Origin of the sequence: Oceanobacillus luteolus, from assembly GCF_042678205.1 — a bacterium.
Lineage (GTDB): Bacteria > Bacillota > Bacilli > Bacillales > Amphibacillaceae > Oceanobacillus > Oceanobacillus luteolus.
Genome location: NZ_JBHUDE010000045.1, coordinates 19,976 through 37,503, shown reverse-complemented (window position 1 = coordinate 37,503; position 17,528 = coordinate 19,976). Strand labels below are relative to the sequence as shown.

General features: G+C 38.0%; 13 protein-coding genes and 1 riboswitch. Of the genes, 9 read left to right on the top strand and 4 right to left on the bottom strand.

Features of this window, described 5'->3' with window-relative positions:
• Positions 1-194 precede the first annotated feature (194 nt).
• Complete coding sequence (locus ACFSBH_RS09965) at positions 195-1,442, bottom strand: glutamate-5-semialdehyde dehydrogenase (RefSeq protein ID WP_251516416.1); 1,248 nt, start codon at positions 1,440-1,442, stop codon at positions 195-197.
• Positions 1,439-2,560 carry a glutamate 5-kinase gene (gene proB / locus ACFSBH_RS09960; RefSeq protein ID WP_251516414.1) on the bottom strand — a complete coding sequence of 374 codons (1,122 nt, stop codon included), beginning with the start codon at positions 2,558-2,560 and terminating at the stop codon, positions 1,439-1,441. The genes ACFSBH_RS09965 and proB overlap by 4 nt, the downstream gene beginning before the upstream one ends.
• 655 nt (positions 2,561-3,215) lie before the next feature.
• A riboswitch (purine riboswitch) is annotated at positions 3,216-3,317 on the top strand.
• Positions 3,318-3,440: 123 nt separating this feature from the next.
• On the opposite strand from proB, the gene ACFSBH_RS09955 reads away from it, so the two are divergent.
• From ACFSBH_RS09955 to ACFSBH_RS09935, 5 genes are all read left to right on the top strand, one after another.
• The gene (locus tag ACFSBH_RS09955) at positions 3,441-4,592 is read left to right on the top strand and encodes a BMP family lipoprotein (protein ID WP_251516412.1); all 1,152 of its coding nucleotides are present in this window, start codon (positions 3,441-3,443) and stop codon (positions 4,590-4,592) included.
• A 119-nt stretch (positions 4,593-4,711) separates the two neighbouring features.
• A complete protein-coding gene (locus ACFSBH_RS09950) occupies positions 4,712-6,244 on the top strand; it encodes an ABC transporter ATP-binding protein (protein ID WP_251516403.1) in 1,533 nt (510 codons plus the stop codon).
• On the top strand, positions 6,237-7,388 hold the full coding sequence (locus ACFSBH_RS09945; RefSeq protein WP_251516400.1) for an ABC transporter permease: 1,152 nt from the start codon (positions 6,237-6,239) through the stop codon (positions 7,386-7,388). Before ACFSBH_RS09950 ends, ACFSBH_RS09945 begins: the two co-directional genes overlap by 8 nt.
• On the top strand, positions 7,388-8,347 hold the full coding sequence (locus ACFSBH_RS09940) for an ABC transporter permease (RefSeq protein ID WP_251516397.1): 960 nt from the start codon (positions 7,388-7,390) through the stop codon (positions 8,345-8,347). Before ACFSBH_RS09945 ends, ACFSBH_RS09940 begins: the two co-directional genes overlap by 1 nt.
• 250 nt (positions 8,348-8,597) lie before the next feature.
• On the top strand, positions 8,598-8,912 hold the full coding sequence (locus ACFSBH_RS09935) for a hypothetical protein (protein WP_379597318.1): 315 nt from the start codon (positions 8,598-8,600) through the stop codon (positions 8,910-8,912).
• 119 nt (positions 8,913-9,031) lie between these two features.
• Here the strand turns inward: ACFSBH_RS09935 and ACFSBH_RS09930 are convergent, their stop codons facing one another.
• Both ACFSBH_RS09930 and ACFSBH_RS09925 read right to left on the bottom strand, forming a co-directional pair.
• A complete protein-coding gene (locus ACFSBH_RS09930) occupies positions 9,032-10,651 on the bottom strand; it encodes a hypothetical protein (RefSeq protein WP_379597316.1) in 1,620 nt (539 codons plus the stop codon).
• Positions 10,644-11,435 (bottom strand): ABC transporter ATP-binding protein, encoded by a 792-nt coding sequence (locus ACFSBH_RS09925; RefSeq protein ID WP_379597314.1) that lies wholly within the window; start codon positions 11,433-11,435, stop codon positions 10,644-10,646. The genes ACFSBH_RS09930 and ACFSBH_RS09925 overlap by 8 nt, the downstream gene beginning before the upstream one ends.
• 189 nt (positions 11,436-11,624) lie before the next feature.
• On the opposite strand from ACFSBH_RS09925, the gene ACFSBH_RS09920 reads away from it, so the two are divergent.
• From ACFSBH_RS09920 to glmS, 4 genes are all read left to right on the top strand, one after another.
• The gene (locus tag ACFSBH_RS09920; protein WP_251516383.1) at positions 11,625-12,698 is read left to right on the top strand and encodes a M20 family metallopeptidase; all 1,074 of its coding nucleotides are present in this window, start codon (positions 11,625-11,627) and stop codon (positions 12,696-12,698) included.
• Between the two features lie 193 nt (positions 12,699-12,891).
• Positions 12,892-13,680: a helix-turn-helix domain-containing protein gene (locus ACFSBH_RS09915; RefSeq protein WP_251516420.1), complete on the top strand. Its 789-nt coding sequence runs from the start codon at positions 12,892-12,894 to the stop codon at positions 13,678-13,680.
• Between the two features lie 329 nt (positions 13,681-14,009).
• Positions 14,010-15,338: a type I glutamate--ammonia ligase gene (gene glnA / locus ACFSBH_RS09910; protein ID WP_251516380.1), complete on the top strand. Its 1,329-nt coding sequence runs from the start codon at positions 14,010-14,012 to the stop codon at positions 15,336-15,338.
• Between the two features lie 356 nt (positions 15,339-15,694).
• Positions 15,695-17,497 (top strand): glutamine--fructose-6-phosphate transaminase (isomerizing), encoded by a 1,803-nt coding sequence (gene glmS, locus ACFSBH_RS09905; RefSeq protein ID WP_251516377.1) that lies wholly within the window; start codon positions 15,695-15,697, stop codon positions 17,495-17,497.
• The last annotated feature ends 31 nt before the right edge of the window (positions 17,498-17,528 follow it).

Genomic DNA, 17,528 nt, shown 5'->3' with positions numbered 1-17,528 from the left:
GAATAACCTCCCAATCTTATATGTTTATTCTAACAATAAAAAAATAAACTGCGAAGCAAGAGCCGTACGCTCTCTCACTTACACAGTTTATTTTACACTCCCTAATTTCAAAAGAAAAAAGGTCTCCACTAAGTTATTGAACTTAGTGGAGACCTTTTATTATGCGAATAAATCATATAATTTAGCTTACCTCATTAGTTTCTAACTTGCCCATTCCCTTTGATTTGGAACTTATTTGAAGTTAATGCTTCCAGCCCCATTGGTCCTCTAGCATGTAATTTTTGTGTGCTGATCCCGATTTCTGCTCCAAATCCAAATTCAAATCCATCCGTAAAACGGGTTGAAGCGTTGTGATAAACAGCTGCTGCATCAACTTGCTGCAAGAACTTTTCAGCATGTGCATCTGTTTCTGTAATAATAGCTTCAGAGTGCTTTGTTCCGTATTGATTAATATGCTCGATTGCTTGTTCTACTGTATCCACCAATTTCACGCTGATCGCATATCCGAGGTATTCGGTGCCCCAGTCTTCTGCAGTTGCTTCTTTAGCGATAGGATATACATTACGCACGTTTTCGCCAGCATAAATCTCAACCCCATTGGAACTTAATTTCTTTAAAAGTTCCTCCCCATGTTTCGTGAACCATGTGTTGTCAATCAAGAGGGATTCGATAGCATTACAAACGGACGGGCGCTGAAGTTTTGCGTTTAAAACAATTTGTTCTGCCATTTCCTTTTCTGCTGTCTTATCGATGAATACATGGCAGTTACCAGCCCCGGTTTCAATTACTGGAACGGATGCTTCCCGTACTACTGTATCAATTAGGTTCTTACCACCTCTTGGGATAAGAACATCTATATATCCATTTAAATTGAATAATTCCTTCGCTGTTTCTCGATTAGTATCTTCGATTAATTGTACAGCATGAACCGGCAGTGTACTTTTCTCCAATGCAGTATGAATGGAGTTGACTAATGCCATGTTGGAATATTTTGCGGAAGAGCTGCCTCTAAGGATTACTGCATTTCCAGTTTTTAATGTCAGAGCTGCTGCATCTACTGTCACATTTGGTCTCGCTTCATAAATCATCGCTACAACACCAATTGGCACACGCTTTTCTTCGATCGTTAATCCATTTTCTTTAGGGATTGTTGTTAATGTTTCACCTATTGGGTCGGTGAGCTCAATAATTTGGTGGATTGCTGCGGCAATTGCTTCCAATCTTTCTTCATTCAGCATAATCCGGTCAAGTACAGATGCAGGAATATCCTTTTCTTTACCTGCTACAAGATCCCTTTCATTTTCTTGAAGAATGATAGCCTTGTCTAAAATCAGTTGTTCTGCAATTAATGCTAATGCATCATTTTTTTCTTTCGTTGTTGCTGCTGACATAAGGTAACTTGCTGTTTTAGCGGCTTTTCCTTTTTGAATCACTTCACTCATGATAATACCTCCCCCATTTTATGTTTACTTACCCAGCCATCGCGATGGATTACCTCGATGGAAGGTGTAATTTCATTAATATCTCGTTCCAGGTACCTCTTAATTTCCTTGTTTAATTCAACAGAGGAACAACTTACTTCACCCTTACCAAGTAAATCATGAATGCCATAGACCTCGACAACATCTCCTTTCTCAAAAGTCCCACTGCTCTTAATTACTCCGGCAGAGAGTAGACTACTTCCTCGCTGAGATATTGCTTCCTCCGCTCCTTGGTCAATATAAATCTTACCTGTCGACTCCGAGTGGAGCGCAATCCATTGCTTTCTCGTGTTGATTGGTACCTTGGAATGACTAGCAATATAAGTTCCATCACCATTTCCTTCTAAGGCTTGTATCAGTTTATCCGGACCTTTACCATGCCCGATAAAGACAGGAATCCCTAGTGATGTTGCGGTTTTAGCCGCCATTAATTTCGATTTCATTCCACCTGTTCCAACTTTGGAGCCACCTGAATCTGCAGCTTGAATCATTTCATTTGATATTTTTTGGATGAATTCATATTTATACGCTGAAGGATCAGTCTTTGGATTTCCACTATAGATGCCATTGATGTCCGTTAAAATAATGAGTTGGTCGGCATGAATAAAGCCACTGACCAAAGCGGATAGCATATCGTTATCTCCAAACGTCAATTCTGCAATCGATACGGTATCATTCTCATTAATGATTGGTAAAATACCCCTATCCAATAGTTCTGTTATCGTTGCATACGCATTCCGGTAGCGTTCACGATTGGAGAAGTCATCTCTTGTCAACAATAGCAATGCTGCTGTTATATCATAAGCACTTAATTTCTCCAGATAAGATTGAATCAATAAACTTTGACCAATAGCTGCTGCGGCTTGCCTACCTTTTAAAGTAACCGGTCTAGATGAATAACCAAGTCCCCGGAAACCTGCAGCAACGGCGCCAGAAGTTACAAGGATAACTTCATGATTTGCTTTACGAAGCATAGCCAGTGCATCTACATGATTTCCCAATTTTTCTTGATCAATTTCCCCTTTTTCATTTGTAAGGGAACTGCTTCCTATTTTGACTACAATCCGTTGTTTTTGCATTATGGTCACCTCTATTATTTCTGATAAAACTCTCATAAGGATGTTAGATACGAGATACTGTTAGGAATCAAATTAAATACAAAAAAGCCCATTCATCCTATAAGCATAAGGACGAAAGGGCTTGCTTCCGCGGTACCACCATTACTTGAATGGCGCACAAAATCTGTGCACATTCCACTTAAACAATAACGCTTGTTCGGCGCCCATGTTTTGGCATGGGACTCTAAAGGTAGGTTCGGCAGGCTGTCTACGATGGAATCTTTCAGCTAATAAATTCCACTCTCTTTCATAGCAGGGACTACTTACTGATCCTTTATCAACGTTCCAATATATTGTTTACTATTATGGCTAGGATTGGTTGAAATGTCAATAGGTATCGTGCCGCTTCTAGGGGAGTGTTCACAGTCTTCGCACATTTACAGCTCGAATTGCTCCAAGTGACCTCCACTTAACTTATGGAAAGTTTCTAGTTTATGTAAATAATCAGTGATTTCTTATAAATCAATCTTTAATGTTAGGATATTTTACCAAAAACCTATTTTTTATATATGAAATAAGGATTTTACGAATAATACGCGAACGTTTATTGTTTATTATTAATTAATGTTCGTATCTTGTATTGACGAATACGAGCCATGGTGTTACTATAAGTTAGTAAAAATTAAATAAACATTCTCGTATAATATTGGGGATATGGCCCGAAAGTTTCTACCAAGCTACCGTAAATAGCTTGACTATGAGGTTGTGTATATAAATTTGGAGATAAAACTGAGATAAGACTGTCACATCTCCATCTACCTTCCTGAAGTCAAGCACCGGTAAAACACGGTGCTTTTTTTAATTTTTACAAACATCATGATTAACAGAGGAGATAATTTCGATGAATAAAAGTACAAAGAAATTCGCAATGATCTTATTAATTGCATTCATAACAGCTGTTTTGGCAGCTTGTGGCAGTGATTCAGCTAATGACAATGAAGCGGATGCTGGAGCTGATGAAGAAGGTTTGAAAATTGCAATCATAACAAGTCCTTCCGGTGTTGATGATGGAAACTTCAATGAAGATAACTATAATGGAATTTTGCAGTTTATCGAAAATCATCCAGATGCAACAGTAAAAGCTGTTAGAGAAGAATCTGGTGATCCAGCCGCTGCAGTTCAAGCGGTAGCAGATATCGTGGCAGATTACGATGTAATTATAACACCTGGATTCCAATTTGCTGGAGTTTCAAGCATCGCGGTAGAGAATCCTGATAAAATGTTCATTTTAAATGACTCCGAGCCAGCTCCTGTAGATGGCCAAACTGATTTCGATAATATTTATGCGATGAACTTCGCTGAACAAGAAAGTGGTTTCTTTGCAGGAATTGCAGCTGCACTGGAAACTAAAACAAATAAAGTAGCCGTTGTAAATGGTATTGCTTATCCTTCCAATGTAAACTATCAATTTGGTTTTGAATCAGGCGTTAATTATGCTAATAAAGTTTATGGTAAAGATGTTGAACTTGTTGAACTATCAGGTTATGCAGGGACTGATGTAACAGGTGAAGATGTTGGTGGAAACTACGCAGGATCTTTTGCAGACGAACCAACTGGTAAGGTAATCGGAAATGCCTTGATTAAAGAAGGCGCGGATATCATATTTGTAGCTGCAGGTGGTACCGGTAATGGAGTGTTCACAGCAGTTAAGGAAGCTAAAGACGATGTGAAAGTAATTGGTGTCGACGTTGACCAATATGATGAAGGTGCTAATGGTTCTGAAAATATCGTATTAACTTCTGGTGTGAAATTCATGGCAATGAATATTGAAAGAGCGTTGAATTCTATCGTCGATGGAACATTTGAAGGCGGAAATGTGGTTCTTCATGCAGATACAGATTCAACTGGTTATATAAAAGAAGAAGGCCGTCATCAACTATCTGACGATACGCTAAGTAAATTGGATGAAGCTTACGAGTTAGTGAAAGATGGTACGGTTGTACCTGCATCTAACTTCAATGAGCATTCTCCAGAAGATTTTCCAGGACTTTAAAATTTATTAGAAACACAATATTAGTAGAAGTTTATCAAAACCCTAACAGTTGTTTTTATTCAGGGAATGATGAACTTCTATTATTTTTCCTATTACAGGCTGAGGAAGGAGAAAGAATAATGTCTGATTATATAGTAGAAATGAAACATATAACCAAACGATTTCCTGGAATAGTTGCGAATGACGATGTATCCCTCGGTATTAAAAAGGGGGAAATATTTGCCCTGCTTGGTGAAAATGGTGCAGGTAAATCAACATTGATGAGTATCTTAAGCGGTATGTACGAACCGGATGAAGGCGAAATCTATATACGTGGAGAGAAGGTTCAAATCAAATCACCGAACCATGCAGCCAACCTGAATATAGGAATGGTCCATCAGCATTTTAAGTTGGTCGATGATTATACAATTACAGAGAATATCATCTTAGGGATGGAGCCCATCAGCAAGTTTGCTGGTCTCTTTCCGTATGTGAATATTCGAAATGCCAATCGTACAATCGAGGAATTGTCGAAGAGCTTTGGCTTGGAAGTGGATCCGAAGAAAAAAATAGCGGATCTTACGGTTTCGATGCAACAACGTGTAGAAATTTTAAAAGTGCTTTATCGCGAAGCTGAAATCCTTATTTTTGATGAACCAACGGCAGTTCTAACTCCACAAGAGATTGATTTTCTGCTAGGTATTATCGAAGGTCTGCGAAATAGCGGAAAAACAATCATATTAATTACACATAAGTTGGAAGAAATCAAAAAAGTGGCCGATCGATGTGCCGTATTAAATAAAGGTAAATTAGTTGATGTACTAGATGTAAAAACGACTTCCATCAATTTAATGGCACAATTAATGGTCGGACGTGAGGTAAGCTTTGAATCTGAAAAAGCACCTGCACAATTCAAAGAGGAAGTATTGAAAGTTGAACATTTAACAGTGAAAAATGAGGACGGCTTTGAAGTGGTGCAAGACGTTTCCTTTACGATACACGGCGGTGAGATATTTGCAATAGCGGGTGTCGCAGATAATGGACAAGTTGAGATTGCAGATGCCATTGCTGGGTTGACGAAAGCCAGTGGTGGGAAGATTTTCCTCAATGGTAAGGATATTACGCATGACAGTATTAGAAATAGAACGGAGACTGGAATCTCTTATATTCCTGAGGATCGTCAAAGATATGGACTATTTTTAGACTTTGATTTATCGACGAACCTGGGTGCGAAGCAATATTATAAAGAGCCTTTTTCCAATAAAGGCATATTAAAAAGCCTGGAATTTGAGCAATTCGGAAGTCGGCTGATTGATAAATATGATATTCGTAGTGGACAAGGGATTCACACGCAAGTTCGATCAATGAGTGGTGGTAACCAACAAAAAGCAATTATTGCCCGTGAGATCGAATTACAATCCCCGCTTATGATCTTTGTTCAGCCAACACGCGGAGTCGATATTGGTGCGATAGAAAATATTCATAATATGATTATTCAACAACGTGATCAAGGCAAAGCGATCTTGCTCGTTTCACTGGAGCTGGATGAGATTATGAATGTAGCCGATACAATCGGAGTGATCTATAATGGCCGACTGCAAAAAGTTGCAAGCAGTGAATCATTAACAACGAATGAAGTTGGCGAATATATGATGGGGGCTAGACATGAGTAAGAATAAAAAGAAAGTTAGTTTAAGTTATCGTCTATTATGGCCAATACGGAATGAGAAATGGCAACCAATTACCATTCCTGTGTTTTCTATTCTAATTAGTTTTATTGCTGCGGCTATTGTCATCCTTTTACTTGGCAAAAATCCGATAATAGCATTTTATAATTTGTTTCAAGGAGCAGGGATATTTCCGAAAGCTTCCTATGCTGGCTATAAGAGCATGCTGACAGATTTCTTGAGTTTGCTTAATGCCATGACGCCACTTATATTTGCTAGTTTGGCAGTGGCAGTTGCCCTCAAAGCAGGATTATTTAATATTGGAGTTTCCGGACAAATGCTTGTCTCCGGATTTTTGGCCACCATCATTGTCGGCTACAGTGGGCTGGATGCATTCATTGCAAAACCACTTGTATTGATGATTGGTATCGTTGCTGGTGGTCTAATGGGTGGATTAGTAGGTTGGTTAAAATACAAATTCAACATTCATGAAGTTGTTACTACTATTATGCTAAATTACATTGCCCAGTACGTCATAAGCTTCTTTATCCATATGTACTATATCGATCCGGTTTCAAGACAATCCAAATATATTACAGAAGCAGCGCGCTTGACGTTAGTGGATGTCGAACTGGCAAATTTAAAAATGGATATTTCATTAGGCTTTATCTTAGCAATTGCCATCGCAATTTTCATCAAGTTCCTTATGGATAAAACCGTTGTTGGATATGAAATTAAAGCTGTAGGATCTAACCGTAATGCAGCTAAATATACAGGAATCAAGGTTGGAAAAAATACGGTCTTAGCGATGGTTATTTCAGGAAGTTTGGCTGGTCTTGCAGGTGTAACGTATTATTTAGGTTATTTTGCTTCCATACAGCCGAAAGTATTATCAAATATCGGTTTTGATTCCATTGCGGTCGCATTATTAGGAAACACTCATCCAATTGGAATTATTTTTTCATCCTTCTTAGTTTCCATTATTGATGAGGGAAGCACGTATATGAGTTCACAGGCAGGAATCAGACAAGAAATTGCTTCTGTAATCATCGGATTGATTCTGTTGTTTAGTGCTTGTGGTGCATACTTGAAGCATAAGGTCAGCAGCTTGAAGGAAAAAGAAGTGGAACGAAAGGACAGTGAATCATAATGGATACGATTATTATTGATGGATTATCCTTCGCTCTGCCTCTTTTTATCATGGCAATCGGCGGTATATATAGTGAAAAAAGCGGGATTACAAATCTGGCACTTGAAGGTTTTCAAGGTTTCGGAGCTTTCATTGGGGCTTTGTCAGCTGTGCTGATCGCGAATGCTTATGGTACAGACGTTGAAAATCTATTTTATGTGGCGTTACTATTTGCAATGATCGGCGGTATGGGCTTTTCTGTAATTCATGCAGTATTAAGTATTAAATTTAAAGCGAATCAAGTCATCAGCGGTGTTGTAATCAATATACTTGCGCTAGCACTGACGACATTTTTAACAACGCAGATAAATGCTCTCGTATTCGGGGCGGCTTCAGATAAGTTCCGCTTAGGTGTTTCAGAGCGGTTTACAATTGAAGGTTTAGCAGACATACCAGTGATTGGAGCAGTATTTACAGATGTATATCCGTTCCAAGTGATCATTATTGTGATTGCTATTTTTGCTTGGTATGTATTATATAAAACAAGATTCGGATTACACTTAAGAGCGAGTGGTGAGAATCCTCATTCGGTTGATGCAGCTGGAGTGGATGTAGCAAAAATCCGGTTTTCTGCCGTTCTTATATCTGGTCTATTATCGGGTCTCGCAGGTATGTGTTTTGCTTATTCCATATCTGCACAATTCTCTTCAAGCATTTATATGGGATACGGATTCTTGGCCATTGCTGCGTTAATCTTTGGTAATTGGAAGATTCTCCCTACTTTAGCAGCTTGTCTATTATTTGGTTTTGCCAAATCTGGAGGAACGTTCATATCACAAGCGCTGGCATTACCAAGTAGCTTCACAGATTTATTCATGATTTTACCGTATGTGTTAACGTTATTATTATTAATCTTCTTCTCTAAATCTAATCAGGCTCCGAGAGCGTTAGGTGAGATTTATGACAAAGGGAAGAGATAAATCTTTTCTAAAGAAATTCTTTTAAAGTAAACTAATAATATTTCTTCAATTAAGAGGTTTTCCATTATGTTACAAAACGTAATGGAAACCTCTTTTTTAATAGGTAGGTGTGAAAGTTTTCTATATTTTTAATTTCGTACTATATAAAATTGTGCCTTCTACTATTTACTTTGTCCAATCTATTCATATTAGAAATACATAAGTTAAGTATGAAAGGAGGGGTAAGTTATGTTCTACTATGATGCGAAATATGATCGCTACTATTCTTCTTCATATAAGAAGAATGATTGTTGTGATCATGAGCGATGTAAGAAGAAGCATGATTGTTACGATCATGAGCCATGTAAGAAGAAACATGATTGTTACGATTATGAGCCATGTAAGAAGAAGCATGATTGTTATGATTATGAGCCATGTAAGAAGAAACATGATTATTATGACTCTGAATCACATGATGAGAAATACCATTCAAGTAAGAAGAAATCTTGTGAATGTGAGTGCAAAAAAGAGAAAAAGTTTAAGAAGAAATTCTGTCATTGCTGTAACAGAAGCTACTAGAATTTAATGCTCATAGTCTCTAATCGTAATAGCGGTTGGAGCACCCCCTTATGTTATAGAACGTAATAGGACAGTCCAATACACTAGCAAAAGTCTGTGTATTGGACTGTCCTGAATTTTTTACATCTACTTCAATATTCTCTTCCATAATATGATAGTAAGCCCAATAAGAGCTACCAAATATCCATAAATTGCATAAGGGATAAGAGAGATGATTCCATGTACAAACGCAAATATCCCAACAATAATCATAAATAGAATAATTTTTCCAGTAGCACCGCCGCCTTGTTGGGCGCTATCAATCGGTTCAGTAAACGGAAATTTCTCGTTATTATAGATCTTGTAGGCGATCAACACCTGTAAGAGAGCTGAGACCACAATCACTGCTAAGTCGGGTAAGATACGGAATGAATATATCCAGATATATATGATAGAAAGTATAAAAATAATTGGGAAGTAAAGCTTTACGAGAAATGCTTTTATTGTAGCGCTATAGACAATGTAATGTTTTTGAATAGGTGTTGTTTTAAAAATCCATGCTCCTTTATATTTTGCGGAAAACTGCAGCATATAAACAACTGTTCCAATAATAATATTGGAAAAATAGATGCTTAAAAAGAGTTTACCTTGCCCCAATTCATCTAGTGTCTGATAACTCAAATTGTTAAAGAGAAAAATTAAAGGGAAAACGAAAGCCATTCCAAGAGACGGGTACACTTTCAGTTTAAACTCTCTTTCCCTACTAAGCATAATGGAAGAAAATCTGTAAAATGCTCGTTCTTCACTACTAAAACAAATCAATCTTTCAAAGAGATCTTGGAGTGTTCTTCTTTGCTTCTTTTTTGTACTAGATTGCTCCATTAGTTTTTGTAGATTCCGTTCGAAAGATGGCATGAGTAAATAATAGATAAAGATGGATAGAATCGGCGCTACGACCGCTAATGAAGATAAGACAACAATTTCAAAGGCATAATTTTGATTCAGCACCAGCTCAAACGGTGCGCCAAACCATATTGGTGGAATCAATACATGCCACCAACTGAAGTTGTATACATATTCAAATCCTGCAACATCGAATAATCTTATGATAATTTGATAACCCACTACAACCGCGATAGCTAGTACGATTTGTACATAATTAATCATATCCTTCAGCTTTTCGCCATCAAAAAATCTTAAGACAAACATATAGATAAGTGCAGTAAAAGCTAAAACTAAAAGGTCTATTAGGATAATCCCACTAAGAAATAGAAGGAAGTAGATGAACCCTTTTGAAAAAAGAAATACAATTGCCGGAATAGAAATAAATGCCCCGGTGATTAGAATTAAATAAATAGAGACATGCAAGAATTTTGCTGCATTAATGGTTCTACTATTTACTGGTTTCGTATTCAAAATGATTTTATCGCGCACATCAAGTAGTACGGAGGAGAAATCCGAAATCATCGAGGTCATCAAAATGAACATGGCAATTCCAGTAATAATACTCATTTGGAATAAATAATTATCACCGAAAAATGCGAACGGGATAAGAGTAAGTCCATATAAGGCATAAATCCATAATGATTTAAGAAATTGATTACCCTCTTTTTTCTTCGAGTTCTGACTCAATATAGTTGGAATCCGTCTTCCGTCCATTGTAAGTTTGATTTCAAGGATTTTCCGCATCAAGTTATAATCAATATCTAATTTGCGGAATACTGCTTGAAAGGCATCGAGAACTTTTAACATACGGAAATCACTCATATGGAATATCCTCTGTGACAATGGAGACTAATTTTGCTGCTGTTTCTTTATGCTCGTCAAAGCCTGTCAATTGATTAAATATTGCTTCCAGTGAACCAGCCTTGCTTTGCTCTTTTAATTGTTCAAAAGAACCATCTGCAGCAATTTCACCATCGACCAATAAAACGATGCGATTACTTATTTTCTCGACGACGTCCATAATATGTGAAGAGTAAAATATCGTTTTCCCCTGATTAGCTAAAGCTTCAAGCATATCTTTAATAATCATGACACTATTCGCATCAAGCCCACTTAACGGCTCGTCAAGAAAAATTAAATCAGGATTATGTAGTAAACTGGAGACGATGAGAACCTTTTGCCTCATACCTTTAGAAAATGAAGAAATTCGGGAGTGAAATACATCTCCCATATCAAACTCTTCTAGTAGAGCTAATGCCTTATTTTCCGCCTTTTCGCGATCCAGTCCATATAACTCTCCAATAAATGAAAGATATTCAGCAGCTGTCAAGTTATCGTATATCTCCGCATTCTCTGGAACATAACCAATTCGTTGTTTGTAACTGTCGTTGCCCGATGCAATATTATGACCAAAGATTTCAACTACGCCACCATATCCATCCACCAATCCAAGCATGATTTTTAATGTCGTACTTTTGCCAGCCCCATTTGGGCCAATATATCCTATAATCTGTCCCTGATAGACATCTAGGTTTATCCCATTTAAAACATTTTTATCTGAATAACTCATCATCAGATTTTGTAATGATAATACTTTCTCCGACATCCAATTTAGTCCCCTTTCTAGTCATCTATTTTTCTCTTTCTAACATAGCAATGTGGGTTTAGGAATGCAATGGGGTTCCGAAACTTTCGAAGAATAACACATAGTTAAATAGGGTAAAAGTAGTAGTGCTTGCTCCTATACAACAACCTGGAGTTATTCTGACGTGAAATGATATGGAGGAGAGATAAGATGGCTAATGCAATCCACTTATTGACAGAGCTGATAAAGTTCGATAGTTCCACCAAGTCGGGTGTGAATGAAGCGATCGCTTATTGTGAGCAATGGCTGATGGAACAAGGTCTACCTGTAAAGAAAATCGAGAATCAAGGATATCATATGCTCGTTTGTGAAATAGGACAAGGTGATCAAACAATTGTATTAAACGGACATATTGATGTGGTTGAAGCAGAGGAAAATCAGTACGAACCCTACCTTGCTGAGGGTGAGTTGTATGGTCGTGGCGCAGCGGATATGAAGGCAGGTGTAGCTGCCTCGATGATGGCTTTGTCACAATTGAAAGACAAAGAACTTTCTGCCAAGGTCATGTTGCAAGTCGTTCCTGATGAAGAAACAGGTGGCGTCTATGGCACCAAATATCTAACCGAAAATGGTTATTTGGGAGACTTTATCATTTGTGGGGAACCGACAAATATGGGAATCGGTATACAGGCTAAGGGTGTAGTCCAACTGGATATTACCGTTTCAGGAAAACCGGCTCATGGAAGCAGGCCGTGGGAAGGTGATAATGCAATCACCAAAGCAATCAGTCTATATGAAGAGATTTTAGAACTGCCGTTTGCACAAGAAAGCTCCTCTTTTTATAATAGTCCCTCTATCAATCTAGCAAAAATCAAAGGTGGAAATGTTTATAATAAAGTACCCGATCAGTGTGAAATGTCACTGGATATAAGATATTTACCGGAACAATCGGCGGAAGAGATTATTAATCAAATTAAGGAGATCACAGACAGCACGGTCACAGTTCATAGTTTTAGTGAGCCTGTCCAAACAGAAGCTGATAATTCTTATGTGAAAAAACTGAGCGATTCCATTAATCGAGTCACTCAACTTGAAAAAGTAAATCTCTTTGGCCAGCATGGTTCCAATGATGGAAAATACTTTATCGAGCACGGGGGCTGTGTGGTCGAATTTGGTCCAGTTGGCAACGATTGGCACGGAGAAAAAGAGATGGTTCTAATTGACTCTGTAAAAGAATATGAGAATGTACTGGTGGACTTTATCCTGTCATTAGGAGATGAATAGATATCATCACCATTCAGCATATTTAAAAAGCCTCTCCCTATTTTAAGATGGGGAGAGGCTTTTACAGATTCATATTGACTCACTTTTTTAATACTGCTATCATTAGCACATAAAAAAACGCGCAAAATGCTCGGGATGATAACGGAATCAACCGGGCTGCTGTATAAAATTCGAATCTAGGGGGAGGTCTTTGATGCTATATATAAATCCAGAAGACTTTATACTAAAGCCTTCCTTTGCAAAGATTCATTGCGAACCAAACTGGAAGTGGCGAAAAAGAGAGAAACCGATGCCGAATTATGATTTGTTCTATGTATGGAGCGGTAGTGGTGAACTGACTCTAAATGGTAAGGCTTATGAAATAGAGAAGGGACATTGCTTCTTGTTTAAGCCAGGGGATGAGACTACCGCAACTCATAACCCGCAAGACCCCCTCGTATTAACTTATATCCACTTTGATGTCAGGGGAGAACTCCAACTTATTCCAGCCCCTCATCGAATCATTGAACATACCATTAGTATGGAATCTCTGCTTACCCGCTATGTTCGGCTGCTATTTATCGGTGGATATGGTTCAGAGATTGAGGCAAAACTCATATTAAAACAGCTGATGATTCAATTGCTTAGAGAAGAACAGGATTCTGTCTCTCCTCTGCAGGAATTTAGTAATACATTAACAGAAACGATTCATGAGATTGCCAACTTTGTAAAACAGAATCCGGGTACACCACATACCATCGAAAGTTTAGCTGCCAGAGCGAATTTATCCACACGCTATTTTGCGCAGAAATTCAAAGAAATAATAGGCCAGACAGTTAAAACTTATATTATTGAGTGTCGAATCAGACGAGCGGAGCATCTGCTATACATCACCGGCATGAATGTTACAGAAACTGCGGCTGCACTTGGTTATAAGGATCTGCATTACTTCAGCCGTCAGTTCAAACAATATACAGGTAAGAAACCTTCAGAAATTAGATAAAAAGTTAACGAATCAATAAAGTAAAAGAACCGAGCAACTCTTAACAGTGCACGACAGAGAGTTTTGCTCGGTTCTATCTTCGCTTAAAAATATAGTTAATTTCCACTTTTCATAAAAGGGCTTGTCAGACTTAAGTTCCCTACAAAAAGTGCAAATCTTACATTAAAAAATGCAAATACAGATGAAAAATCAGATGCTAAAGTGTAAAAGTAGTAAATCGCTCAAATAAAAATTCCATATGTAAAGGTGGTGATTTGTGCTCGATGGAAGGAAAACCTTCTACTGAGGGGTTTACTAACTTAGAAAAAATCATTACTTGGGGGTACGATATGGATAGAGACGATATTATGACAATGGTGAAAGAACAAAATGTGCAATTTATTCGTTTACAGTTCACCGATTTATTTGGAACAGTCAAGAACGTAGAAATACCAGTAAGCCAATTATCTAAAGCGTTAGATAATAAGATGATGTTTGATGGCTCATCAATAGAAGGATTTGTAAGGATAGAAGAGTCTGATATGTACCTTTATCCTGATTTAGAAACCTTTGTTATTTTTCCATGGGACACAGAAGGTAAAGGGAAAATTGCCCGTTTCATCTGTGACGTCTATTATTCAGACGGGACACCGTTTGAAGGAGATCCGCGGTTCTTATTAAAACGGATGTTAAAGAATATGGAAGAACTGGGATTTACAGATTTCAATCTCGGGGCAGAGCCGGAATTCTTCTTGTTTAAATTAGATGAAAAAGGACAACCGACAATCGAACTCAATGACCATGGTGGATATTTCGACTTGGCACCTACAGATTTAGGAGAGAATTGCAGACGTGATATCGTTCTTGAATTACAAGAACTAGGGTTTGATATTGAGGCATCACATCATGAGGTTGCTCCAGGTCAACATGAAATCGACTTTAAATATCGTGGTGCATTGCGTGCTTGCGATGATATTCAAACATTTAAATTAATCGTTAAAACGATAGCCCGTAAACATGGATTACACGCGACGTTCATGCCGAAGCCTCTATTTGGAGTGAATGGTTCTGGTATGCACTGCAATCTGAGCTTATTTAAAGGGAAGGAAAACGCCTTTTATGATCCGGAAGGAGAGCTTCAAATCAGTGATACAGCCCGGAGTTTCATGGCAGGAATCTTAAAGCACGCCAAAGGCTTTACAGCTATAACCAATCCAACGGTAAATTCTTACAAACGATTAGTTCCAGGTTACGAGGCGCCTTGTTATATCGCTTGGTCAGCGCAAAATAGGAGTCCACTCATTCGTATTCCAGCATCCCGAAAACAAAGTACACGTATTGAAGTGAGAAGTGTAGATCCTTCAACGAATCCATATTTGGCAATGGCTGTATTACTTGCTGCAGGATTGGATGGAATTAGGAATAATGAAAAGGCACCAGCACCTGTAGATGAAAATATTTATGACATGAGTAGTGAAAAACGTAAAGAAATGAACATTGTAGACTTACCGGCTACCTTAATGGAAGCTTTAAATCATTTAAAAGAAGATAGAGTTATAAGAGATTCACTTGGCAATCACTTATTTAGCCGATTTGTTGAGGCGAAAGAAATGGAATGGGATATGTTTCGAATACAAGTTCACCCGTGGGAAAGAGAACAATATATGCATCATTATTAAACAACTTTGTATGTAATAAGAGTATGAGATAACCAATATATTACTTTTGCATACCATATACTATACTCTTTTTTTAAGAGTCATTCAGGTGGAAATTCCCTGAAATCTATTGTTCATAAAGCGCCAGAGCTATTTTGGACGGAAATAAAATAGCTGACGAGGTGGAGGTTTATCGAAGTGTTCGGCGGATGCCTCCCGATTGCGTATCTCAGTCGTATGTCTTTCTATAAAACAATAAGGTGACTTATTGCACAAAAGGAAAGACTAGATACAAAAAAATCATGAGAAAGGGGCAGTCACTCGCCCCTATTGAGATAGAGGTTTGTTTTGTCTGCCCCTTTATTGGAGGTTATGACATGTGCGGAATAGTTGGTTATGTTGGACAGAACAATGCGAAGGATATTTTGCTTGAAGGGCTTAAGAGATTGGAATACCGAGGTTATGATTCAGCTGGGATTGCTATACGAAATGCTGATGGTATTCAGATGACAAAGGTGAAAGGTAGAGTAGCAGAACTAGAAAATAGACTACAACCTAATATGGTGGGAACACTTGGAATTGGACATACAAGGTGGGCGACGCATGGAGAGCCTAGTATCATTAATGCCCATCCACACTTCAGTCAAAATGGAAGATTTTGTATGGTCCATAACGGAGTGATTGAAAATTATTCACAATTGAAGAATGAATATCTCAGCGGAACATCATTAATCAGTAAGACAGATACCGAAATCATTGTACAGCTGATGGAAAAAATGTATGAGAAGCTAAACGATGTTGAAGAAGCTTTCCGTGAAACGATGAGACTATTAAATGGTTCTTATGCGATTGCGATGATAGATGCTGAAGATATGAGCAATCTCTATGTCTCCAAAAACAAAAGTCCTTTGTTAATCGGTGTTGGAGACGGGTTTCATGTTGTAACAAGTGACGCGATAGCTACGATTAAGGAAACGAATCGTTATGTAGATATACAAGATAAGGAGATTGCCTTCATTTCATCTGATCGTGTAGCAATTAAGAAATTGAATGGTGAATCTATCGAACGGACTGGTTTTGAAGTCGAGCTTGATTCATCGGAAATTGAAAAAGGCTCTTATGCCCACTATATGCTGAAGGAAATCGATGAGCAGCCTATCGTCATTCGACGTATTCTAGAAAAATATCAAGGTGAAAACGAAGATATACTAATTGATCCAAATATCCGTATCGGAATGAATCAAGCAGATCGGATTTATATTATTGCGGCAGGTACTAGTTATCATGCAGGTTTAGTTGGAAAAGGATATTTGGAAAAACTTGCAGGTATTCCTACAGAAGTGCATATTGCAAGTGAATTTAATTACAATATGCCCTTATTATCAGAAAATCCATTCTTTCTATTTATTTCCCAAAGCGGAGAAACTGCGGATAGTCGGGCAGTGCTTGTGCAAATAAAGCGGATGGGTTTTCCAACGATGACAATTACGAATGTACCAGGTTCTACTCTTTCTCGTGAAGCGGATTTTACGTTACCACTTTATGCAGGACCAGAAATTGCGGTTGCCTCTACCAAGGCATACACAGCCCAGCTTGCTGTGCTTGCATTATTAGCGGCAGATATAGCAATATATAAAGGATTAAAGCTGGATTTCAATTTCAAGCAAGAAATGGCTATTGTAGCAAATGCAATTGAAACGCTATGTGATCAAAAAGATAGATTTAGAGAACTTTCACAAGAATACTTCACGAATACTAGAAATGCATTCTTTATTGGAAGAAGCGCTGATTATTACGTTGCAATGGAGGGTGCTTTAAAACTGAAAGAGATATCGTATATTCAGGCGGAAGGATTTGCTGGCGGTGAATTGAAGCATGGAACGATAGCTTTGATAGAAGATGGTACACCAGTCATTGCACTTGTAACTCAAAATAACGTCGATGGTTTGATACGCGGCAATGTCCAGGAAGTAGTAGCCAGAGGCGCACATCCGATGGTTATAAGTATAGAGGGGCAAGAGGAAAAAGGTGATACTTGTACAATTCCAGCAGTTCATGAGATCCTCTCACCGTTAGTAAGCGTTGTTCCATTACAGTTATTGGCTTATTACGCAGCACTTCAAAGAAATTGCGACGTGGATAAACCACGTAATCTAGCAAAGAGCGTTACAGTGGAGTAAGAAATTAAAGTTTCATAATGGATGCTAAGCA